Source organism: Qipengyuania sp. 902, from assembly GCF_051195295.1.
In the GTDB taxonomy this organism is placed as follows: Bacteria; Pseudomonadota; Alphaproteobacteria; order Sphingomonadales; family Sphingomonadaceae; genus Qipengyuania.
On record NZ_JBNJLJ010000001.1, the window covers coordinates 443,132 to 464,901 of the forward strand.

Sequence of the window (21,770 nt, forward strand, 5' to 3'; positions counted from 1 at the left end):
TCCCCCTCTACTTCGATCCGGCAGGAACGGTCGATGTAGCCGCCCCAGCGTACATCCAGCCAGTGACGTCCGCCTGCTGGGCCAGCGCGCTGCGGTAATGGCGGACCTTCAGGCGAATTTGCCGCGGCGCGCTGTGATAGACGCCAGCGGGAGCCCCTTCGACCGGCTGCGTCAGCGAAGTCGGGCCGTAAAGGCCTACGGCATTGAAGCCGCCGCGCCGGTCCAGCAGCGCGTCCACATCAAGATCGATATCGCGCAGCGCGTGGCCATGCGTGCTGCTCATCGCGACCGGCGTATCGACCGTGCGGATACGGTCCGATACCCAGCTGTTGACCCAAACCAACCCCGCATCGTCGAAGCGGCATCCGTCGAGAATCGTCGCGGGCACCCGCGCAGCTTCGTCGCGCGTCGGGTATTTGTAGGTGTAGAGCCGGCCGTGGGTCGATCCGCCGCCGAGCCAGACGTATTCGCAGTCGCGCCACAGGCAATTGCGGAAATGAACCTAGCTCTTGCCCTTGTCCTCCTGCGCGATCTTGCAGTCGCCGAATTCGCAGTCGACCGCATCGACGCGCGGATTGCAGCCGAGATTGAGGCCGTTGCCATTCCCGGTCAGCAGCTTACACCGCGTCAGCGAAAGCTGCTCGATCGCGTCGTCCGCGCCGACCGCGTAGAAGATCTCGCCCCGCCAGCCGATAAAGTCCGTGTCGCGGCAGATGACCGTGCCGACATAGACGTCATGCAACCAGAAACCCTTGTCCGAAATGTCCCACCCGTCGCCGGTGACGGGATCGGCGGGATAGGCGGTCTGGCTGGTCCGCTGGCGGTTACCCCGGAACACCAGCCGGTCGAGCTCCAGCCTGGCAATGCGCCGCGCGGCGGGTTCGGGACGGGAGGTATCGCCGTCTAGATAGAGCCCGCCCCCGCGCCACACTGCCGGTGCGGCATCCGTCGCGGAGGTCGGCACCGTCTGCCAGTTGCCGTCGGGATCGACGCCGCCAAGCCCGCGAAAATCGAGCACGCTGCGATCCGCCGCGCAGCCGCGCAAGGTGAGGCTTTCACGGACCACGAGAGGATGGCCATCGACCGCGCGCGTGTCGAGCGCGGGCGAGGTTCGTTCGGGGCAATCGATGCGGTAATACGCGCTTTCGAACCGTATTTCGCGCGCACCCAGGGCCTCGGCATAGTCGATCGTCGCCTGGATTGCGGACTGGTCGTTGAAGAGTACGTCGCCAGCCGCACCGCCCTGTTCGACCGAGATAGAGCCCGCCTCCGGCAGCAGGCGGAAGACCCGACGATTTGCAGTCCGCAAGACGAAGCGCGGGTGCGCATCGGCGAGGGCCTCCGTCGCGAGCTCGTCTGCGATATAGGTTCCGGCGCCTTTGCCGGAGACCGCATGGCCTGCGCCGTGGAGCCGGGCGATGTCGGGGCGGGCAATCGCGTTGCCAGTTCGGCGAACAGGGCTGGAAGCGATTGGGCGGAACGTTGGGCAAGGCCCAGTGCGGGCAAAGCCAGCGCGCTCATTGTGCGATCCGGTAGATTAGCGCGCCGGAGGTCGGCGCGATATCGAGATAAAGCTGCGCGCCGTTTTCCCCCTCCTGCCAGACCGGCTCGCAAGCATTGCTATGGAAGACCGCCCATTCGGAACCGGCAATGGTCAGAGGATGCTTGGTCGCCCCTCCGTCGATCGATCGCAGGACGCGAACAGTGCCGCTCCATTCGCCTGTCAGTGTCAGGTATACCGGAGCGAGCGGAGTGGGCTCGAACGGTCCCGCGATCTTGGCGTTCGAGGCGCTTCCGGTCAGCGGAGCCGGAGCGGCCGGTGCGAGCGCGACGGTGGGGAGGGGTGCGCCGTGCGAGACGACGGCGAGATGGCCGCTACCATCGTCGCTACCAAGAGCGAAGACGGGGGCGAAGCCGCCGGGGGCCTCGATTGGATAGGTTTTTGAAGGCATATGGTTGGCCCCCGAATCAATTAGGAACCAGATCGGTTATTCACGCGAACGTATGTAGGAAAATGGTTTTCGTTGCGCGAGAGGCTCGCCGGTCAGCCGAGCAGCAATTGCATCTGCGCTTCGAAGCGGTCGACGATGGCTTCTTTCGACCAGTGCAGCAGGGCGCGCTCTCGCCCGCCCTTTCCAAGTCCTTCGCGTAGCAAGGGATGCCGCAAAAGCTGGTCGATGCCCCAGGCGAATGCGGCTGGGTCCTGCGGCGGAACCACGACCCCGGCCCCCTCGATTTCGCGATCTATCCCTGTGCCGGGCGCCGCTGTCGCCACGATCGGGCGACCCGATGCAAGCATGTTGCCTAGTTTGGACGGCAGCACGAGATCGGCAGCATCGGGGAGCTGGGGCAGGAGATGGATATCGGCCAGCCGCATCAGGTCGCCAATTCTCTCCTCCGGTTGCAGATCGTGGAACTGAATATTCCCCAGCCCTGCGGCCAGCGTTTCCAGGCGCGCGCGGTTCGGCCCCTCGCCCGAAATCACAAAGGCCAGATCGGCACGCCGCTCCAGCCTGCGCGCCGCCTCGATCACGATTTCGAGCCCCTGTTTGTTGGCGATATTGCCCGAATAGAGCGCCACCACCTTGTCCTGCAGGCCCCAATCCGCCCGCAAGCGTTGGCCATCGCCGGTCGCAATCCTCTCGGCGTGGTTCGCCCAATTGCGGATCTCGACGATGCGATCGGCGTCCACACCTTTTGCCTGAGCGAGCGCGCACATCGGTTCGCTGATAGTTGACACGACATCGGCCGAGCGCAGCAGGCGTTCCTCGAAGCGGGCGGCAGTCCTCGCCGTCTTGCTGCCTTGTTCGATGAGCCCGGTCGCCAGCGCCGCGCCGACTTCGAAATCCTGGATATGCAGCCACAGGGGCACACCGGCGCGGCGCGCCATGCGGCGAGCAACCGGAACCGCGACCATCGATGGGGCGACGGTAAACACCATGTCCGGCCTGAATTCGCGTCGCGCCGCGCGGGCAGGCGGATAGGCGCTGCTGGCAAAACTCATATGATGCGCCATGCGCCGCGTCCCCGTCGGATTGGACGGCACGTAATGCGGGCAGCGCGTGATCGCGAGGCCGTTCTCGACGCTGCTCTGCTAGCGCCCCTTGTAGCGTTCGTAGAGCTTCCACTCGGGATAGTATGGCTGCCCGACCACGGCCTGCACCTCGTGCCCGCGCGCAACCAGTGCTTCGGCAAGGCCGGCGGAATAGGGGCCGATGCCGATCGGTTCGGGACTGTAGTTCAGTCCGATGAAGAGAATCCGCCGGGCGGGTCCCTGCCTCACGCCGGCGTTATGCTGCGCATCCCGCGGGCATCGCTGTCGCGCGCGTGCAGGCCGTCAAACAGCGCATCGATCAGGGCGGCGAGCTTCGCCTCGGCCAGGCGCTCGTCGATCATCGCGATCAGATAGGGCTGAATATAACAGAGCACCGCCTGGTTGATCAGCGACAGCGCCTGGTTGATCTCCAGCCCGGCGAAATGCCCCTCGGCCTGCGCCTGCGCGATGAGTTCACACAGGTAATGATCGGCCAGGTCGATATAGCTTTGCGCATATTCAAAATAGCGCTCGCCCATTTCGACATAGAGCTTGAAGCTCGCCGGATCGTTCTTGAAATTGTCGCGCAGAAGCAGGAAGCGGCGAGCGAAGAATTCGTACATCTTGCGTCGCGGCGGCAGGTCGGTCGCCATCACCTCGTCCATCACCGCCAGCTTGGGCGCGAACCACTCGCCGGTCACCGCCTCGAGCAGATCGGCCTCTTCGGGGAACACCGTTTCGACCCTGGTGCGTGCGATGTTGAGTTCGGAAGCCAGCTTCGCGCGGTTCACTTCCTCGCCACGCCGCTCCATGATCGCCATCGCCTCGCGCGCGAAGCGCGAGCGCAGTTCTTCGATCTCGTTCTCGCTCACGCGATACGCTTCCGGTTGCTCATGGGGACCATGTAGCGGATTCGACGCCGGATTGAAGCCCGGGACGCGCCTCTCAGCCGGATTTCGACGGCGGCATGGGAATGAAGGCGGAGGTGCGTTTCTTGTAATTCTCATAGCCCGGGCGCGAGTGCTTCATGCCCTTTTCGAGCAGGGCGGCGCCCGACCATTTCACCAGAGTGAAGGTGAGAAACAGCGGCCCGACCACGGTGGTTGCCGCAACCCACCAACCGGCAGAGGCCGCGGCGATCCAGATGCCCCACCACACGCAGGCATCGCCGAAGTAATTGGGGTGGCGGGTGTAGCGCCACAGGCCGGTGTCCATCACTTCGCCCTCGTTCGCCGGATCGGCCTTGAAGCGCGAAAGCTGCCAGTCGCCGACCCATTCGAACACGATGCCGAGGAGGTAGAGCGCCAGCCCGACCAGCGCGAGCCCACTGATCGGGATCGAAGTTGCTGCCTCGAGGACACCATATTGCGCCGGACTGCTAACGATGAACAGCAGGACTGCCTGACTGAGGAAGATCTTGATGAGCGCAGCGACAGCGAAGCGGCCCTTCTCCCGATCCTTGCGCAGCATCCGCTTGTAGCGCTTGTCCTCCCCCTCGCGGCGCCAGCGCAGAAAAAGGTAGATCGACAATCGCAGGCCCCAAACCACCGCCATGCCCATCAGCAAGGTTGCCAGCGGGCCGGGCGCTTCGAGTTGCATCCAGCTGGTGAAGGCCATCAGCGCCATCCCGAAACCCCAGAAGCTGTCGATGAAGGAGGCGTCGTCGATCTGCACCGCCACGACCCACAGGATCAGTGTGAAGCCGAGCAGGATGGCGGCATTGGCGATCAGCGCTTCGAGGATCATGCGGCGGTGTCCTTTCCATCGGCCAGCAGGCGCTGCGCTTGCGCCTCGAGCACCTTGTACCGCCCGTAATCGGGGCGTTTCGTGCGGAACCACGCGGCAATGCGCGCGAGGTCGCTGGCGTAGTCGTCGCTCGGCTCGATGGGTTCGCTGAAGCCGAGCCGGCGATCCTTCCAGCTGACCCAGGCGAGCACGATCGGCACTTTCGCTTCGCGTGCGATATGCCAGAAGCCCGATTTCCATTCCCCGTCGGAGCTTCGCGTGCCTTCTGCCGCAATAACCAGCGCCAGCCGCTCCGCTGCGCGAAAGGCATCGGCCACCTGCTCGACGTAGTTCGCGCGCTTTGTCCGGTCGATCGGCACGCCGCCCATGTCGAACATGAAGTTGCGCATGAAGCCCTTGAACAGCGTGTGTTTGCCCATGAAGCTGGGTTCGATGCCCTCTTCGGCGGTAGCGCCGGTGAAGAAAACGAAGTCCCAGTTCGAGGTGTGCGGTGCGCCCGCGATGACGAATTTCGGGATCGCGGGCATGCCGGTTTCGACCTTCCACCCCTGCAGGCGATAGATCGTCCAGATAATGCGCCGCACGATCCGCGACAGGATCGATCGCTTGCGCGGATTTCGTGCGGTCATCCAGTCACTCTCCCCGCTCCGACTAGCAGGCGCAGCGGGGAATGCTAAGACCGTCTGGAGATTTCGACGGCGATGTTCAGGCCGATCAGTCGTTCCTGATGGCGACCCGGTCCGCGCGGCCGTCGCCATCCCTATCCTGCCGCACGACATCGACATCGCCGTCACCATCGAGATCGGTCGCGCGCGTGGTCGAGGCCGTCCCCGTCGCACCGGTAGTCGTCGTGCCGGTGGTAGCCGCATCGAGACCGCCGCCCTCGGCATCGGCGACGAGGTGATCGAACAGCGCCTCGTAATGCTTCATTCCCTGACGCATGTCCTCGGTCGAGGCGCTGCCATCATTGTGCCGGTCGACGATGGCGTGACCTTCGCGATAATGCCGCGCGACGTCGCCGTGGTTGACCGTGAGGTCTTCGTAGCGGCGGTCGAAATCGGCCATCGGATAGCCGACCGTCTTCATCATGTTGGCCAGCATGCGGTCGGCATGGAGCACGGCTTCGACGGGACTGTCGACGAACACGGATTTCACGTCGCGCCATTCGGTTGCGAAGCGGGTGTGCTCGTCTGCGGTCAGCCGGCGAATCTCGAGCGCGTCGACGCGTTCTTCGCGCCGCTCCAGATCACGCTCGGCCTTGGTGCGGTCGCCGGCATTGTCCAGCGTACGGTCGTATTCGTCGCCGAAGCGGTCGCGCAGGTGATCGGTCCGACGTTTGCGGATCGTCATCCAAATGCCGACGGCGATCAGCAGCACGATGACGGCGAAGATTACCAGCAGAATGTTCTCATTCACGGAAACTCTCCTCGTTTCCGCCCAAGACCCTCATCCGTCTTTACGCGCCTGACCGGCTGGTGTTCCGCGACTACATCCGGAAGACGCCGAACTGCGGACGCTCGGGGATCGGCGCTTCGAGCGTGGCGGCGAACGCTAGGCCCAGCACATCGCGGGTCTGTGCCGGATCGATCACGCCGTCATCCCACAGGCGGGCGGTGGCATAGTAGGGATTGCCCTCGTCCTCGTATTTCTGGCGGAGCGGGGCCTTGAACTCCTCGGCCTGCTCCTCGGTCCAGCTGTCGGCGTCGCGGTGGACGGTGGCCAGCACCGATGCGGCCTGCTCGCCGCCCATCACGGAGATGCGCGCATTTGGCCAGGTGAACAGGAAGCGCGGGCTATAGGCGCGCCCGCACATGCCGTAATTGCCCGCGCCGAAGCTGCCGCCGATGACTACGGTGACCTTGGGTACGGTGGCGGTGGCAACGGCGGTGACAAGTTTCGCGCCATGCTTGGCGATGCCTTCCGCTTCGTATTTCCCGCCGACCATGAAGCCGGAGATGTTCTGGAGGAACAGCAGCGGAATGCGGCGCTGCTGCGCCAGTTCGATAAAATGCGCTCCCTTCTGCGCGCTTTCGGAGAAGAGCACGCCATTGTTGGCGAGGATCGCCACCGGCATGCCCCAGATGTAGGCGAAGCCGCAGACCAGCGTGCTGCCGTAATGCTGCTTGAACTCGTGGAATTCGCTGCCATCGACCAGCCGCGCGATGACCTCGTGCACGTCATAGGGTGCGCGCACATCCTCTGGCACGATGGCATAGAGATCGTCGGCGTCGAACTTGGGCGGGCGCGGTTCTTTCAGCGCGACGTTCCTAGCCTCGGCATAATTGTCGCCGAGATGACTGACGATATCGCGCACGATCGTGAGCGCGTGCTCGTCGTTCTCGGCGAGATGATCGACCACGCCCGATTTCTTCGCGTGGAGGTCGCCGCCGCCCAGATCCTCGGCGCTGATTTCCTCGCCCGTCGCGGCCTTCACCAGCGGCGGTCCGGCAAGGAAGATCGTGCCCTGATTACGCACGATCACTGTCTCGTCCGACATGGCAGGCACATAGGCTCCGCCCGCCGTGCAACTACCCATGACGCAGGCGATCTGCGGAATGCCGAGCGCGCTCATGTTCGCCTGGTTGAAGAAGATGCGCCCGAAATGGTCGCGGTCCGGGAAGACCTCGGCCTGGTGCGGCAAATTCGCCCCCCCGCTGTCGACGAGGTAGATGCACGGGAGACGATTCTCCTGCGCAATCTCCTGCGCGCGCAGGTGCTTCTTGACCGTCATCGGATAATAGGTGCCGCCTTTAACCGTGGCATCGTTGCACACGATCATCACCTGCCGACCCGAAACCCGTCCGATCCCGGCAATCATTCCCGCACCGTTGATCTCGTCCTTGCCATACATGCCGTTGGCGGCAAGCTGGCCGATCTCGAGGAAGGGGCTGCCCGGATCGAGCAAGCGCTCCACCCGCTCGCGCGGCAACAGCTTGCCCCGCCCGACGTGGCGTTCACGGCTGCCTTCGGAGCCACCCAAAGCAGCGGCGGCTACGGTGGAGCGCAAATCCGCGGCGAGAGACTTGTTGCGCTCGAAGCGCGCCTTGGCATCAGGCGCCTCGCGGTCGAGGGTAGAGGTGAGAACGGGTGCTGTCATCCCGCAGCCCCGATCAGCTCGCGCCCGATCAGCATTCGCCTGATCTCGTTGGTCCCCGCGCCGATGTCGAGCAGTTTCGCATCACGCATGTAGCGCTCCACCGGCCAGTCGAGCGTGTAGCCCGCTCCGCCTAGCGCCTGCACGCTCTCGGCAGCCACGCGGAAGGCGTTCTCGCTCGCCAGCAGGATCGCGCCCGCCGCATCGAAGCGGGTGGTCTTTTCCGCGTCGCAGCTCTTGGCCACGGCATAAGTATAGGCGCGCGCCGATTGCAGCGCGACATACATGTCGGCGACCTTGGCCTGCATCAGCTGGAAGCTGCCGAGCGGCTTGCCGAACTGGGTGCGCTCGCGCAGGTAGGGGATGACCGTATCGAGGCACGCCTGCATCACGCCCAGCTGCAATCCGGCGAGCACCACGCGCTCGTAATCGAGGCCACTCATCAGCACGCCGACGCCGCCGTTTTCCGGGCCCATCACATTAGCTTCGGGCACGAAGCAATCGTCGAACACCAGCTCGCTGGTGGGCGAACCGCGCATGCCGACCTTCTCGATCTTCTGGCCGATGGAGAAGCCCTCGAAATTCTTCTCGATCAGGAAGGTCGTGATACCCCGGCTCCCGGCTTCGGGCGACGTCTTGCCGTAGACGACCAGCGTATCGGCATAGGGCGCGTTGGTAATCCAGAACTTGGTGCCGTTGAGCACGTAGCCGCCGTCCACCTTCTCGGCCTTCATCTTCATCGAGACGACGTCCGATCCAGCACTCGCCTCGCTCATGGCGAGCGATCCGACGTGTTCGCCGCTGATGAGCTTAGGCAAATATTTCGCCTTCTGCTCGTCATTGCCCCAGCGCGCGATCTGGTTGACGCAAAGATTGGAATGCGCGCCGTAGCTGAGGCCGACAGAGGCGCTCGCCCGGCTGACCTCTTCCACTGCGATGACATGTTCGAGATAGCCGAGGCCCAGCCCGCCGTCGGCTTCGGGAACGGTAATGCCATGCAGTCCCAGCTCGCCCATCGCGGGCCAGAGCTCGGCCTTCGGGAACCAGTCTTCGCGATCGACCTTTTCCGCCAGCGGCGCGATCTGTTCGTCGGCGAAGCGGCCGACGCTCTCGCGGATCATCTCGGCGGCTTCGCCCAGCTGGAAGTCGAAATCGGGGGTCGCGCGCATGGTCTCTCCTCAAGAGCCCCAAAACCTCGGGGCTCGCGTAATATCGTTGCGCGCGCGATAGCGAAACGAAGCGCGGCGGGCAAACCCGCTTTGCGTGATCGAAGTATCGCGCGATCCTGCGGGCCTCTGTGGCTTGTAAAACAAGGCGATGAATCTAAAAGCGTTGGCCAGTCATGCTTCTCGACGCGTCCACATCCTGGCCGACCACCAAAGGGCCGAACCCGGCATTCTGCGGCGAGCAGGACCGCCTGACGGTAATGGCGTCCTATGGCCTCGACGAGCTGGAGAACGACGACGAGCTGCTGCAGATCGTGCAATTCGCCGCAAAGCTATGCGGGGCGCCGATCTCGCTGGTGAGCCTGGTCGAGGAACAGCGCCAGCGCTTTCTCGCCCGGGCCGGTCTGGATGCGACCGAAACACCCCGCCCGACCAGCTTCTGCGCCCATGCGATGATGGAGCGCGAGCCGATGGTGGTGCCCGACGCGCTGCTGGACCCGCGGTTCGAGCGCAACCCATTGGTGACCGGCGAGCCGAAGATCCGGTTTTACGCCGGCGCGCCCCTGCTGTCGTCGGAAGGAGCGCCGTTGGGTTCGCTCTGCGTCATCGATACCGAACCCCGTCTGGAAGGTCTGACCGATTTGCAGCGCGAGGGCCTCGAAGTGCTCGCGGCATCGGTGATGCGGCGTCTCAACGCGCGGCGCGAATACCTCGCGGTGCAGGAACAGCTCGTGCGCGAAAGCATGCGGCTGCGGCGGATGGCGGAACATATTCCGGTGCTCGCATGGGCAGCGCGGCCCGATGGATCGATCGAGTTCGGCAACGAGGCTTTCTACGAATATTGCGGCACCGAGGACGTCGGGTCGATCGACTTCGAATCGCTGGTCCACGAAGAACAAAGCGAGGCGGTCGCCGATATGCGCGCAAGATCGCGCAAGACCGAGGAGCGCTGGGAAGCCGAGGCGCGCCTCAAGCGGGCCGATGGCGAGTATCGCTGGATGGTTCTGCGCGCATGGCCGATGCGCGATGCGGCCGGCAACGTCGAAACCTGGTTCGGCGCAGGGATCGATATCGACGAGACCCACCGCCTCTCGGAAAGCAACGACCTGCTGGCGCGCGAACTGTCGCACCGCATCAAGAATATCTTTGCGGTCGTCTCCGGCCTCATCGCGATACGTTCGCGAGGCAAGCCCGAGGTCGAGGGATTCGCCAAGGAACTCAACGAGGCGATCCGCGCGCTGGGCACGGCGCATGATTACGTCCGTCCCGGCGATGGAAGATCCAGCGACAGCCTGCAGGGCCTGCTGCGCGATCTGCTCAAGCCCTATGGCGACGGTCGGCCCGAGCGCCTGCTGGTCAAGGGCGATGACGTCGAGACCGGCCCCCAGGCGGCGACGCCGCTGGCGCTGATCTTCCACGAGCTGGCGACCAATTCCGCCAAATACGGTGCGCTCGCCTGCGACGACGGGACGATCTGCGTCGAGATCGCCCGTGAGAAAAGCGATTGCGAAGAACTTCGCGTGACTTGGCATGAAACCATGGAAGGCGTGTGCGATCCGCTCGATTCGCAGCGGGAGGGCTTTGGTTCGCGCCTGTTGCGGATGGCAGTCGAAAGCCAGCTCGGCGGGCGTTTCGAGCGCTTGCTTGCAAATGAGGGACTGACGGTCGACCTGGTGTTCCCAGTGGAGAAGCTGGTCCCGTAGCCGCGCTGCTGGGTCCGACCGCGCCTTTCCCCCATGGCGCAACCTGCTAGGGTGCGCGGATCGGCAGAGGAGAGGCCCAAGATGCGAATGGTGGTCCTGGCAGGAGCGATGGTTCTGGTCGCGGCTTGCAGCAATCCGGACGAAAACTCATCCGAGGTGGTCGAAACCACCGAGGTCGGGGAGCCTGTAGCAGCGGCGGAAGACACCTCTCTGCCGGGCGATTTCGCAGAGACCGCCTGGCGCATCACATCGGAAGACGGTGCGCGCTACACAACCTATCTCGACCGCGATGGCAGCTATCGCGACCTTCGCAACGGGGACTTGTGGCAAGAAGGCCAATGGACCTTCAACGCCACCGGTGACGAGCGTTTATGCTTCACTCCGAACGAGGAAAACGGCGTCGAAAGGTGCTGGAATCCCGAGAGCATGACCGACGACATGATGGACGCGACGGGGCCGCAGGACCGCCGGATCGAATTGCAGCGCGTCGATTACCGCCTGCCCGATGAATCGAGCACCGAGGACGAGTGATTTCCGAGGACCAAGCTGCTCTGGAATTCCGGGCTGTCGGCAAGCGTTACGGAGCGGTCGAAGCCGTCCGCGAGGTTTCGCTGACGATCGCACCTAGCCAGTTCGTCGCGCTTGTCGGTGCGTCGGGATCCGGTAAGTCGACCCTGCTCAAGACGATCAATCGCCTAGCGAAAGCGGACAGCGGCGAGGTGATCTACGAAGGCGATCCGGTCGGCAGCCTGCCGCTGCCAGCCCTCCGTCGCCGGGTTGGATATGTGTTCCAGTCGATCGGCCTGTTACCGCACATGACGGTGGGCGAGAATATCGCGATCGGCCCGCGGCTTGCTGGGGAGAAGCTGTCCCCTGCGCGGATCGCCGAGCTGCTCGAACTGGTCGAGCTCGATGCCGGAATGGCGACCCGGATGCCCGATGCCCTGTCCGGCGGGCAGCGCCAGCGGGTCGGTGTGGCCCGTGCGCTGGCGGGCGATCCGCACCTGCTGCTGATGGACGAGCCGTTCGGCGCGCTCGATCCGGTCATCCGCGATGCGCTCGGCGTCCGGGTGCGCAAGCTGCATGACGAACTTGGCCTCACCACCATCATGGTCACGCATGATATGGCCGAAGCGTTGCTCCTGGCCGACCGGGTGCTGGTGATGGATGCAGGCGCGATCGTGGCCGACGAGACTCCGCAATCCTTGCTGGAGGGGCGCGGCGGAGCGGTCGCGCAGGAGCTGGTCGCTGTCCCTCGCGCGCAGGCGGACCGGCTGGCGGAGCTGGCGAGGTGAGCGAAATCTGGCAGGCGCTTCTGAACCTCGGCGACCAGCTCGCTGCGCATGTATTGTTGTCGGCAGCGGCCATCGCGCTCGGGATTACAGTGGCTTTGCCGCTGGCCGTCTGGGCGAGCCGCTCGCCTGCGGTGTCACGAGCCGCGCTCGGCTTCGCAAGCCTCGTCCAGACTATCCCGGCGCTCGCCTTGCTCGCCCTGTTCTTCCCAATCCTGCTGAGCCTGCGCGCCGTCTTCGGCGAAGGCCTGCCGACGCTCGGCTTCCTGCCTGCCCTTCTGGCGCTGTCGCTTTATGCGCTGCTCCCGATCCTGCGCAATGCGATCACCGCGCAGGCCAATCTCGACCCCGGCGTGATCGAGGCGGCGGACGGTGTGGGCATGACATTCTGGCAGCGCCTGCGGCTGGTCGAAGCGCCGCTCAGCGCGCCCTACATAATGGCGGGCATCCGCACGGCGGCGGTCTGGACAATCGGCGCCGCCACGCTGGCGACGACCATCGGCCAGAAGAGCCTCGGCGATCCGATCTTCGCCGGATTGCAGACGCAGAACTGGGTGCTGGTGCTGGCCGGGTGCATCGCGAGTGCGGGGCTTGCCCTCATCGCCGATGGGCTGCTCGGCACTATCGAAAAGGGGCTCAAGACTCGCCGTCGCGTGCTTACATTCGGCGGTCTGGCAGCTGTCGCGCTGGGTGTCGGCGCGGCATTGTTGGCGAATTTCGGGGGCAGCGACGAGCGGCGTATCGTCATCGGGGCGAAGGGGTTTTCCGAGCAGTATATTCTCGCCCGGCTGATCGGGCAGCAATTGGAAGAGAGCGGCTTTTCGGTCGACTATCGCGATGGGCTCGGCTCGGCAGTGGCGCACCGGGCGGTCACCACCGGCGCGATCGACGTGCTGGTCGATTACACCGGCACGATCTGGACCAACCAGATGAGGCGCGAGGACAACCCGCCGCGCGACGCGATGCTGGAGGAAATCGCCGCGTGGGAAACCGACACCAGCGGCACCCATGTGCTGGGCCGGCTGGGGTTCGAAAACGCCTATGGCCTCGCCATGCGCGACGAGCGGGCGGCGGCGCTCGGCATCGAATCGATTGCCGATCTGGCCGGCGCGGCGGGTGGCATGACCGTCGGCGGCGACCCTGAATTCTTCGAGCGGCCCGAATGGATTGCCATGCGCGATACCTACGGACTGCGCTTTGCCGAGCGGCGCAATTTCTCGCCGACCTTCATGTACAACGCGCTGCAATCGGGCGAGGCGGATGTGATCGGGGCCTATACTTCGGACGGGCGCATCGCGGCGGACGGGCTGACGATCTTGGAGGATCCGCAGGGCGCGTTTCCCAATTACGACGCGATCGTGCTGCTCTCCCCCGGAACCGGGAGTAACGCCGCGATTCGTGCCGCGATCGCGCCGTTAATGGGCGCGATCGATGTCGAGGCGATGCGCGAGGCGAACCTTTCGGTCGACCGCGAGGAGGACAAGCTGACGTTCGCGGAAGCGGCCCGGCGGCTCGCGGACCGGATCGGCCTTTAGCCGACCTTGCGCCATGTCTGGGTCTGGCAGAAGGGCCCAAGGCAGCCCTTCACGGTCAGCTGGTTCGAGCCTTTGCGCTGCAGGATCGAGCGATAGGTCTTGCCGCTCTTGGGATCGTAGATCGTCCCGCGCCATTCGTCGCCGTCTTCGACGAAGCCGGTCAGCACCGGCATGCCGAGCAGCTTGCGGCTGCGCTTGGAGGCGTCCTTGTTGTTGACGTCGCGCTGGTCGAGTCCTGGCGGCGGGGCGACCAGGAATTTCGAGATCCGCCCGCACAGCTTTGCGCTGCAGGGGGCGATGGTGATGACGGCGTCTTTCTCTTCGGTGATCCAGCGGCCCTGAACCGGATCGGCAGCCAGCGCGGGCGATGCCAGCAATAGGGCGGCGAGCGATGCGACCAATGCTCTCATGCCTTTACCTTCCGCCTCTCGCCTTCGGCAAATCCGGCACCGCGCGGCCAGTCGCGCGGCGTCAGGGCCAGCACCTTGAACAGGTCCCCCATGGCCGCCGGCTGAACGAGCCGGTCATGCGCTGACGCAACGTCCTTCGCTCGATTGGGCGAAGCGGTTGCAAGCGCCTTCGCCCGCAAGCCGATCCCCATGGCGCCGAGCCATTCGCCCTGTGTCGCGGTGGCAATGGCAAGCCCGGCGCGCTTGGCGACCTCCACCAGCATAGCGAAATCGACATGCGCGGTGAGGTCCATTTCGCCGGGATGGTCGAACACACCGACCTTCTCATGCGCCTTCACGGCCTGCAGCGTCGAGCCGCATCGCGGCATGAGGTGCCCGTAATCGATGAAAATCGCCGCGCCGCCCTGTCGCTCCAGCCGCTCGGCAAGAGCGTCGACCAGCGCCGCCGCGGCGGCGCTGGTCTCGATGATCGTGCCAGGTTCCGCCGCCCGCTGCTCGGCCGGCACCGCATCGTCCATCGGACTCCGCCCGGCGGCGAAGACGAAGCCGCCCTCCTCGTCCAGTGCCACCATCCGCTCGCGCCAACCCCGCTCCGTCATCACCAGTTGGCGCACCGGGAGCGCGTCAAGAAATTCGTTCGCCGCCAGCAGGATCGGGCGATCTTCGGGCAGGCTGTCGATCGTGTCGTGAAACTGCGCCCCGGCGAGCGCGCCGGACTGGACCGCGCGCAAGGCTTGCGAGCCTTCGACCAGATGCACCTCGGGCCGCAAACCCTGGCTCGCCATGGCACGTAGCGCATCGCTCGCCAACGTGCCGCGCCCCGGCCCTAGCTCGACATAGGTCGCGTTTTCCGACTTGCCCGCGCGTGTCCAGATATCGGCCAGCCACAGCCCGACCATCTCGCCGAACATCTGGCTGATCTCCGGCGCAGTCGTGAAGTCGCCTGCTGCGCCAAGCGGATCGCGGCTGGCGTAATAGCGCGCATTACTTTCGCCCATGTAGCGCGCCACGGGCATCGGCCCGTGCCGTTCAATCAGGCGACGAAAGCTGGTCGCCAGATCGTCGGGCGCGCTTTCGCTCATGCGGTCGCCGGCTTGCCCGCCTTGGCGCCGCCGATGGCCGGGCGCGCCAGCGCAAAGGCCAGCACGCCGAGGCCCACCGCGATCATCGGCAGGCTCAGCCATTGCCCGCGCGACAGGCCTGTCTCGACCACCACATTGGCGAGATGCGCGTCCGGCTCGCGGAAGAACTCGTTCACGAAGCGGCCGACGCCCATGCCGACGGTGAACAGGCCGACCAGCAGGCCCGGGCGGTATCGCGCGCGGGTCTTCCAGAACAGCGCGATCAGGATCACGCCGAGCAGCAGCCCTTCCAGCCCGGCCTGGAACAGCTGGCTGGGATAGCGCGGCAGTTGCAGCGGATCGCTCGGGAAAATCATCGCGAAGGGAAAATCGCCTTCCACCGGACGGCCGTAGAGCTCGCCGTTCACGAAATTCGCTAGCCGCCCCAGCATGTAGGCCAGCGGGACATTCACCGCGATATAGTCGCAGATGCGCAGCCAGTTGAGATGCCCGCGCCAGGCCACCCAGCTGATCGCCACCAGCACGCCGATCACCCCGCCATGAAAGCTCATCCCGCCTTCCCATAGCTTGAACATGTCCAGAGTGCCGAACAGTTCGGGCCGGTAGAAAGCGACATAGCCGAGCCGCCCGCCGAGGATCACGCCGAGCGTGCAATAGAAGAACAGATCGTCCGCATGGCGCTGGGCCATCGGGCTGCCGGGCGCCTTGATCATCTTCGACAGGTGCCAGTAGCCGAGCAGGATGCCGAGCAGATAGGCCAGCGAATAGAAGCGCAGCTGGAAGCTGCCGATCTCGAACAGATAGGGCCGCAGCCCCAGATCCTGCCAGTAGATCGGGTCGGTGGCGCCGCTCGCGGCGAGTAGTGACAGCAAGGGCTTATCCTCTTAGAGATATGTTCAAGGCCGCATCCGACGACCCATCGGCGGCGGCTTTTGGCATAGCAGGAGTTTTGGGGAAAGCCTGCGTCGAGCCGCAATTTCTGCGCGAGCCTCGAATCGGGGCCGTGCGCCGTTTTGAGAGAGGACCCTGACCACCATGCCGACCGAACTCGACAAGGACATCCACCGCATTACCGACGCCGTGACCGCGCCGGGCCAGATGTTCGAACTGACCGAGGCGACGCGCCGCGGCGTTGCCATGCCCGCCTTCAAGAACGCGCCCCCCAGCCTGGCGCATTTCTTCGCCCATTTCTGCAACGAGAAGAAAGGCGAGACCTTCCTCGTCGATGGCGATATGCGCATGACCTTCGGCGAGGTCTGGCATGCCGCCAGTCATGTGGCGCACGGCCTTGCGACGCAGCACGGCATCGAAAAGGGCGACCGCGTGGGCATCGCGGCGCGCAATTCGGTCAACTGGATCGTCGCCTATATGGGCATTTTGATGTCGGGCGGCTGCGCCACGCTGCTCAACGGCTGGTGGACGGGCGAGGAGCTCGCTTATGGAATCGACCTGTGCGAATGCAAGCTGGTGCTGGCCGATGCGCAGCGCGCCGCGCGCCTCGAGGGTGTGGAGCACCCGGCCAAGGTCGTCGTCTTCGACCACGGTACGCCGAGCGAGGGCCTTGCGCCGATCTGGGCGGCTGGCGACACCGCAATGAAGATGCTCGGCGAGATCGGCCCGGAAGACCTGGCCACCATCCTCTACACCTCCGGCTCGACCGGCCATCCCAAGGGTGCCTATTCCGACCATCTCGGCGTCGTTTCGGGCACGATGAACTATGTCTGCCAGACGGCGATGATGCTCCAGCTACTGACCGAGCGGGGCGAGGCCCCGACCGTGCAGCCGAGCGCACTGGTCGCTGTGCCGCTGTTCCACGTGACGGGCGAAGTGCCGCTGTTCCTCCAGAGCTTCGCCATGGGCCGCAAGCTGGTGCTGATGCCGAAGTGGGATGCGGGCGAAGCGCTGCGCCTGCTCGACGAAGAGAAGATCACCTATTTCGTCGGCGTGCCGCTGATGAGCTACGAAATCGCTATGCATCCCGACCGCGAGAAATACGACCTCTCGCAGTGCAAGACCTTTGCCGCCGGCGGTTCCGCGCGCCCGGTGGAGCACGTCAAGAAGATCAAGTCCGCCTTCGAGGACGGCTATCCCGTGCTCGGCTACGGCCTTACCGAAACCAACGGTGTCGGCGCGGGCAATCTCAACGAGAACTATCTCGCCAAGCCCAACAGCACGGGCATGCCTTCGCGCCCGCTGGTCGAAATGGCCATCCTCGACGACGACGGCAACCAGTTGCCGCAGGGCGAAGTGGGCGAGATCTCGATCCGCTCGGTCTGCAATTTCCTCGGCTACTGGCGCAACGAGGAAGCGACCAAGGCGGCCTTCAGCAAGGATGCCTTCTTCCGCACCGGCGATCTCGGCTACATGGACGAGGACGATTACCTGTTCATCGTCGATCGCAAGAAGGACATCATCATCCGCGGCGGCGAGAACATCTCCTGCATCGAGGTGGAAGAGGCGATCTACGCACATCCGGCAGTGGCCGAATGCTCCGTCTTCGGCCTGCCCGACGAACGCTTCGGCGAGATCCCGGCAGCCGTCTACCTGACCCACGAGGGCAAGGAGCTGTCTTCCGACGACCTGCAGGAATTCCTGCGCGAGCATATCGCCGCCTTCAAGGTGCCGAGCGTGCTGTGGCAGGCTGAGGAGCAGCTGCCCCGCCTCGGCACGCAGAAAGTCGACAAGCGGACCGTCAAGGCCACGTACGCGAGCGATTACGAGGCCGCTTGAGCACGTTCCGCATCCCCCGCCAGCGCGCGATCTTCGACCGGCGCGATATCGCCGCGCGGATCGATGCGCTGGTGGAGGAGCATGGCGAAACGGCACGACCGCACATCGTCGAGCTGCTCAAGGGTGCGCTGGAGAAGGGGCACGCCGAGCTCGCGCGGCGGCTGGAGGAAAAGCATTCGGCCGGGCACGAATGCGCGGGCGGGCATTCCTTCCTGATCGACCAGCTGCTGCGCGTGATCCACGATCATGCAACGACGCATCTCTACCCCAGCGCCAATCGCTCGCAGGCAGAGCGGCTGACGATCATGGCGGTCGGTGGCTACGGCCGCTCCGAAATGGCGCCGCATTCCGATGTCGACATCGCCTTTATCGTCGGCGGCAAGAAGACCGCCTGGTGCGAGCAGGTGGTCGAAGCGATGCTTTACCTGATGTGGGATCTCGGCCTCAAAGTCGGCCATTCGACCCGCACGCTGGACGAGGCGATGCGCCTCTCGAAGAACGACCTCACCATCCGCACCGCCCTGCTCGAAGGCCGCTATGTCTGGGGCGACCAGGCGCTCTACGACGAAGGCTCGCGCCGCTACACATCGGAGGTCGTGCGTGGCAACGAGCGCACTTTCGTCACCGAGAAGCTGGCCGAACGTAACGCGCGGCACAAGCGCATGGGCGACAGCCGCTATGTCGTCGAACCCAATGTGAAGGACGGCAAGGGGGGGCTGCGCGACCTCCATACGCTCTACTGGATCGGCAAGTTCATCCATCGCGTGCGCGCGGCGGCGGAGCTGGTCGATGTGGGGCTGTTCACGCAGGCCGAATATCGCAGCTTCCGCCGGGCGGAGAACTTCCTCCTCGCCGTGCGCTGCCACCTGCATGTGCTTACCGGACGGGCGGAGGACCGGCTGACCTTCGACATGCAGCGCCAGATCGCCGAGCGGATGAATTTCGCCGAACGACCGGGCAAAAGCTCGGTCGAGCGGTTCATGCAGCTCTATTTCCTGCACGCGAAGCGGGTCGGCTCGCTCACCGGCGTCTTCCTCGCGCATATCGACGAGCAGTTCGAAGCCAAGAGCGCGCGCTCCGGCTTTTTCGCCGGCTGGAAGCAGAAGGCGCGGACCGTGAAAGGCTACCGCGTGTTCGGCGGCAAGATCGCCGCGCCGTCCGACGACTGGTTCCGCAAGGATCCGGTGCGCCTTATCGAAATTTTCCAGATCGCCGAAGAGCAGCAGCTCGAGGTGCATCCCGAAACGATGCGCCAGGCCGATCGCGACAGCGGGCTGATCGACAAGGCGGTGCGCAATGACGAGCGCGCGAACGCCCTCTTCCTCGACCTGCTGTGCGGGCGCAACGATCCCGAAATGGTCCTGCGCTGGATGAACGAGACTGGCGTGTTCGGGAAATTCGTGCCCGATTTCGGCAAGGTCAACGCGCAGATGCAGTTCGACATGTACCACCACTATACGGTGGACGAGCATACGATCCGCGCGATCGGCCTGCTCAACAGGATCGAAAAGGGCGAACTGGCCGACGATCACCCGCGCGCCACGCGGCTGATTCACAAGGTCATTTCGCGCCGCGTGGCATACGTGGCGGCGCTGCTGCACGATATCGCCAAGGGCCGCGGCGGCGATCACTCGGAGCTGGGGGCAGAGGTAGCGCACGAGCTGTGTCCGCGCTTCGGCCTCTCCGACAGCGAGACCGAGCTGGTCGCCTGGCTGGTGCTGCACCACCTGCTGATGAGCCACACGGCACAGAAGCGCGACCTTACCGACCCGAAGACGATCGAGGATTTCGTCGGCAAGGTGCAGAGCCAGGAGCGGCTGCGCCATCTCGCGATCCTGACCGCGGTCGACATCCGCGCGGTCGGCCCGGGTACGTGGAACAGCTGGAAGGGCCAGCTTCTCGGCGAGCTTTACGACACGGCGAGCGAGCGCCTGCGTCTCGGCCACATGCGCGAAGGGCGCGAACGCAAGATCGCGGCGAAGAAGGCCGAGGTCGCGGAATTGCTCGGCGACAAGGCCGATCTGGCCGAAACAGTGGGCGGAGCGATGGCCGACCCCTACTGGATCGCCGAGCCGGTCGATATCATCGCGCTCAACCTGGTGCATTACGCCGCCGCGCGCGAACAGAAGCACGACCTGTCGATCCATTGCGAGTTCTACGAAGAGCGCGGCGCGACGCTGGTCACGGTCATCGCTGCCGACCATCCGGGCCTGTTCTACCGCATCGCGGGCGGCATCCACCTCGCTGGCGGCAACATCATCGATGCGCGCATCCATACCACGCGGCAGGGCTGGGCGCTCGACAATTTCCTGGTGCAGGACCCGCATGGCGGCGCCTTCGCGGAAGAAGGCCAGCTGGAGCGGCTGAAGACCAGCATCGAGGATGCGCTTGCCAATCGCGTCGATCTCGCCCCGCGCCTCGCCCAGCGCCCGCTGGCGCACAGCCGCGCGCGCGCCTTCGACGTGTCCCCGCGCGTCCTGTTCGACAACAAGGCCTCCAATCGCTTCACCGTGATCGAAGTGAATGCCCGCGACCGTCCGGCGCTGCTCAACCGCCTTGCGCGGGTGCTGTTCGAAAGCCGCCTTGTGGTGCATTCCGCCCATGTCACGAACTACGGCGAACGGGCGGCGGACACGTTCTACATCACCGACCTCACCGGCCACAAGCTGGAGCAAGGCGAACGGATGAACCGCATCGAAGCCCGGCTGATCGAAGCCGCCAGCGACGCGACGCAGGATCGGCTGGAGAACGCCTGAAGCGGCAGGCTCAGCCCCGCTCCCCGAACAGCGCGGTGCCCACCCGCACATGCGTCGCGCCGAGCTTGACGGCGGTCTCGTAATCCCCGCTCATGCCCATGCTGCGGCCCCAGGAACCATCGGCTGGTCCGTGGTCGCGCGCCAGCTTGTCGAGCAGGGCGAAGAATGGGGTCGGCTCGATGTCGAACGGCGGGATGCACATCAGGCCGGCGATCGGGATATCCGCCTCGCGCGCCTGGTCGAGCAGCGCGGGGAGTTCCGCGATGGGGCACCCGCCCTTCTGCTCTTCCTCTCCGACATCGACCTGCACGAAACACGGCACGCGGCGATCCAACTTGTCCATCGCCTTGCCCAGCGCCTTCACGAGGCTCGGGCGGTCGAGCGAATGGATCGCATCGAACAGCGCCACGGCATCGTCCGCCTTGTTGGATTGCAGCTGGCCGATGAGGTGCAGCTGCACCGCCGGATATTCCTCGCGTAGCGCGGGCCATTTGGCCTGCGATTCCTGCACGCGGTTCTCGCCGAAATGGCGCTGGCCTTCGATCAGCAGCGGCTGGATCGCGTCTGCCGGATGGGTCTTGCTGACCGCGACCAGCGTCACCTCGCCCGGATCGCGTCGCGCGATCTTGCACGCCTGTGTGATATTGGCCTGAACCTGCTGGAGCGGAGTGTCTGCCTTTTCCATGGCCATGCGCTATAGCGGACGCCGCATGAATGGACAGACCCTCCCGCTGATCTGGCTGCTGTCGGACGCCCGCAACGATGCCGGGCTGGAGGCAGCATTGCGCGCGCTACCGAAGTGGTCGGGCTTCGTCTTCCGGCACTATCATCTCGACCCGGCGGAACGGCGGAGCCGGTTCGACGAGCTCTCGACCGTGGCGCGCAAATGCGGCCATGTGGTCGTGCTGTCGGGCGACGAGGACTGGGGTGCCGATGGGCACTATGGTGCGCCGGAGCGCCTCCGGAATGGGCTGCGTCTGGCAACGGCGCATAATGGCGAGGAGATCGAAGCCGCCATCGAAGCGAAAGCTGACGGCATATTTCTCTCGCCCGTATTCCGGACGGCGTCGCATCCCGGCGGCGCGACGCTGGGCGCGATGGGGTTTTCCGTGCTAGCTCAGCGTTCGCCCGTACCGGTGATCGCGCTAGGGGGAATGAATGCCGAGCGCGCGCGCGAATTGAACTGGCCTCGCTGGGCCGCGATCGACGGCCTTACGTGACC

21 protein-coding genes and 1 pseudogene are annotated in these 21,770 nt (G+C 65.0%); 7 read left to right on the top strand and 15 right to left on the bottom strand.

The window, feature by feature from the left end; genetic code table 11:
- Positions 1 to 7 precede the first annotated feature (7 nt).
- The 11 genes and pseudogenes from ACSH0F_RS02160 to ACSH0F_RS02210 form a co-directional block, all read right to left on the bottom strand.
- Entirely contained in the window at positions 8 to 388 is a 381-nt protein-coding gene (locus ACSH0F_RS02160; protein WP_435199459.1) for a hypothetical protein, read from the bottom strand.
- A gap of 114 nt (positions 389 to 502) precedes the next feature.
- The gene (locus ACSH0F_RS02165) at positions 503 to 1,309 is read right to left on the bottom strand and encodes a hypothetical protein (RefSeq protein WP_435199461.1); all 807 of its coding nucleotides are present in this window, start codon (positions 1,307 to 1,309) and stop codon (positions 503 to 505) included.
- Positions 1,310 to 1,517: 208 nt separating this feature from the next.
- Entirely contained in the window at positions 1,518 to 1,952 is a 435-nt protein-coding gene (locus ACSH0F_RS02170; RefSeq protein WP_435199463.1) for a hypothetical protein, read from the bottom strand.
- Positions 1,953 to 2,044: 92 nt separating this feature from the next.
- Positions 2,045 to 3,073 (bottom strand): annotated as a pseudogene (locus tag ACSH0F_RS02175) (WcaI family glycosyltransferase); the annotation flags it as partial.
- A 21-nt stretch (positions 3,074 to 3,094) separates the two neighbouring features.
- Positions 3,095 to 3,283 (bottom strand): hypothetical protein, encoded by a 189-nt coding sequence (locus tag ACSH0F_RS02180; RefSeq protein WP_435199465.1) that lies wholly within the window; start codon positions 3,281 to 3,283, stop codon positions 3,095 to 3,097.
- The gene (locus ACSH0F_RS02185; protein ID WP_435199467.1) at positions 3,280 to 3,906 is read right to left on the bottom strand and encodes a hypothetical protein; all 627 of its coding nucleotides are present in this window, start codon (positions 3,904 to 3,906) and stop codon (positions 3,280 to 3,282) included. The genes ACSH0F_RS02180 and ACSH0F_RS02185 overlap by 4 nt, the downstream gene beginning before the upstream one ends.
- A gap of 73 nt (positions 3,907 to 3,979) precedes the next feature.
- Positions 3,980 to 4,780, bottom strand: coding sequence for a DUF1295 domain-containing protein (locus tag ACSH0F_RS02190; RefSeq protein WP_435199469.1), 801 nt, complete (start codon positions 4,778 to 4,780; stop codon positions 3,980 to 3,982).
- Positions 4,777 to 5,409 carry a 1-acyl-sn-glycerol-3-phosphate acyltransferase gene (locus ACSH0F_RS02195; RefSeq protein ID WP_435199471.1) on the bottom strand — a complete coding sequence of 211 codons (633 nt, stop codon included), beginning with the start codon at positions 5,407 to 5,409 and terminating at the stop codon, positions 4,777 to 4,779. Before ACSH0F_RS02195 ends, ACSH0F_RS02190 begins: the two co-directional genes overlap by 4 nt.
- Before the next feature lie 85 nt (positions 5,410 to 5,494).
- Positions 5,495 to 6,196 carry a hypothetical protein gene (locus tag ACSH0F_RS02200; RefSeq protein ID WP_435199473.1) on the bottom strand — a complete coding sequence of 234 codons (702 nt, stop codon included), beginning with the start codon at positions 6,194 to 6,196 and terminating at the stop codon, positions 5,495 to 5,497.
- A 70-nt stretch (positions 6,197 to 6,266) separates the two neighbouring features.
- Entirely contained in the window at positions 6,267 to 7,877 is a 1,611-nt protein-coding gene (locus tag ACSH0F_RS02205) for a carboxyl transferase domain-containing protein (RefSeq protein WP_435199475.1), read from the bottom strand.
- Positions 7,874 to 9,043, bottom strand: a complete 1,170-nt coding sequence (locus ACSH0F_RS02210) for an acyl-CoA dehydrogenase family protein (protein WP_435199477.1) — start codon at positions 9,041 to 9,043, stop codon at positions 7,874 to 7,876. Before ACSH0F_RS02210 ends, ACSH0F_RS02205 begins: the two co-directional genes overlap by 4 nt.
- A gap of 173 nt (positions 9,044 to 9,216) precedes the next feature.
- Between ACSH0F_RS02210 and ACSH0F_RS02215 the strand changes: the two genes are divergently transcribed.
- The 4 genes from ACSH0F_RS02215 (at position 9,217) to ACSH0F_RS02230 (ending at position 13,570) form a co-directional block, all read left to right on the top strand.
- Positions 9,217 to 10,743 carry a GAF domain-containing protein gene (locus tag ACSH0F_RS02215; protein ID WP_435199479.1) on the top strand — a complete coding sequence of 509 codons (1,527 nt, stop codon included), beginning with the start codon at positions 9,217 to 9,219 and terminating at the stop codon, positions 10,741 to 10,743.
- A gap of 81 nt (positions 10,744 to 10,824) precedes the next feature.
- A complete protein-coding gene (locus ACSH0F_RS02220) occupies positions 10,825 to 11,274 on the top strand; it encodes a hypothetical protein (RefSeq protein ID WP_435199481.1) in 450 nt (149 codons plus the stop codon).
- Positions 11,274 to 12,038 (top strand): ATP-binding cassette domain-containing protein, encoded by a 765-nt coding sequence (locus tag ACSH0F_RS02225; protein WP_435200521.1) that lies wholly within the window; start codon positions 11,274 to 11,276, stop codon positions 12,036 to 12,038. The genes ACSH0F_RS02220 and ACSH0F_RS02225 overlap by 1 nt, the downstream gene beginning before the upstream one ends.
- Positions 12,035 to 13,570, top strand: coding sequence for an ABC transporter permease/substrate-binding protein (locus tag ACSH0F_RS02230; RefSeq protein ID WP_435199484.1), 1,536 nt, complete (start codon positions 12,035 to 12,037; stop codon positions 13,568 to 13,570). Before ACSH0F_RS02225 ends, ACSH0F_RS02230 begins: the two co-directional genes overlap by 4 nt.
- Here the strand turns inward: ACSH0F_RS02230 and ACSH0F_RS02235 are convergent.
- From ACSH0F_RS02235 to lgt, 3 genes are read right to left on the bottom strand one after another with little or no spacing between them, the layout of a single operon-like run.
- Complete coding sequence (locus ACSH0F_RS02235; RefSeq protein ID WP_435199486.1) at positions 13,567 to 13,980, bottom strand: DUF2147 domain-containing protein; 414 nt, start codon at positions 13,978 to 13,980, stop codon at positions 13,567 to 13,569. The genes ACSH0F_RS02230 and ACSH0F_RS02235 overlap by 4 nt on opposite strands.
- Entirely contained in the window at positions 13,977 to 15,062 is a 1,086-nt protein-coding gene (locus ACSH0F_RS02240) for a class I SAM-dependent methyltransferase (protein ID WP_435199488.1), read from the bottom strand. The genes ACSH0F_RS02235 and ACSH0F_RS02240 overlap by 4 nt, the downstream gene beginning before the upstream one ends.
- Complete coding sequence (gene lgt / locus ACSH0F_RS02245; RefSeq protein ID WP_435199490.1) at positions 15,059 to 15,934, bottom strand: prolipoprotein diacylglyceryl transferase; 876 nt, start codon at positions 15,932 to 15,934, stop codon at positions 15,059 to 15,061. The genes ACSH0F_RS02240 and lgt overlap by 4 nt, the downstream gene beginning before the upstream one ends.
- A 163-nt stretch (positions 15,935 to 16,097) precedes the next feature.
- On the opposite strand from lgt, the gene ACSH0F_RS02250 reads away from it, so the two are divergent.
- Both ACSH0F_RS02250 and ACSH0F_RS02255 read left to right on the top strand, forming a co-directional pair.
- Entirely contained in the window at positions 16,098 to 17,792 is a 1,695-nt protein-coding gene (locus ACSH0F_RS02250; protein ID WP_435199492.1) for a class I adenylate-forming enzyme family protein, read from the top strand.
- Complete coding sequence (locus ACSH0F_RS02255) at positions 17,789 to 20,548, top strand: [protein-PII] uridylyltransferase (protein ID WP_435199494.1); 2,760 nt, start codon at positions 17,789 to 17,791, stop codon at positions 20,546 to 20,548. The genes ACSH0F_RS02250 and ACSH0F_RS02255 overlap by 4 nt, the downstream gene beginning before the upstream one ends.
- Positions 20,549 to 20,558: 10 nt before the next feature.
- Here the strand turns inward: ACSH0F_RS02255 and ACSH0F_RS02260 are convergent, their stop codons facing one another.
- Positions 20,559 to 21,233 carry a YggS family pyridoxal phosphate-dependent enzyme gene (locus ACSH0F_RS02260; protein WP_435199496.1) on the bottom strand — a complete coding sequence of 225 codons (675 nt, stop codon included), beginning with the start codon at positions 21,231 to 21,233 and terminating at the stop codon, positions 20,559 to 20,561.
- A 25-nt stretch (positions 21,234 to 21,258) separates the two neighbouring features.
- Here ACSH0F_RS02260 and ACSH0F_RS02265 point away from each other — a divergent pair, with 25 nt between their 5' ends.
- Positions 21,259 to 21,768: a thiamine phosphate synthase gene (locus ACSH0F_RS02265; RefSeq protein ID WP_435199498.1), complete on the top strand. Its 510-nt coding sequence runs from the start codon at positions 21,259 to 21,261 to the stop codon at positions 21,766 to 21,768.
- Positions 21,769 to 21,770: the final 2 nt, after the last annotated feature.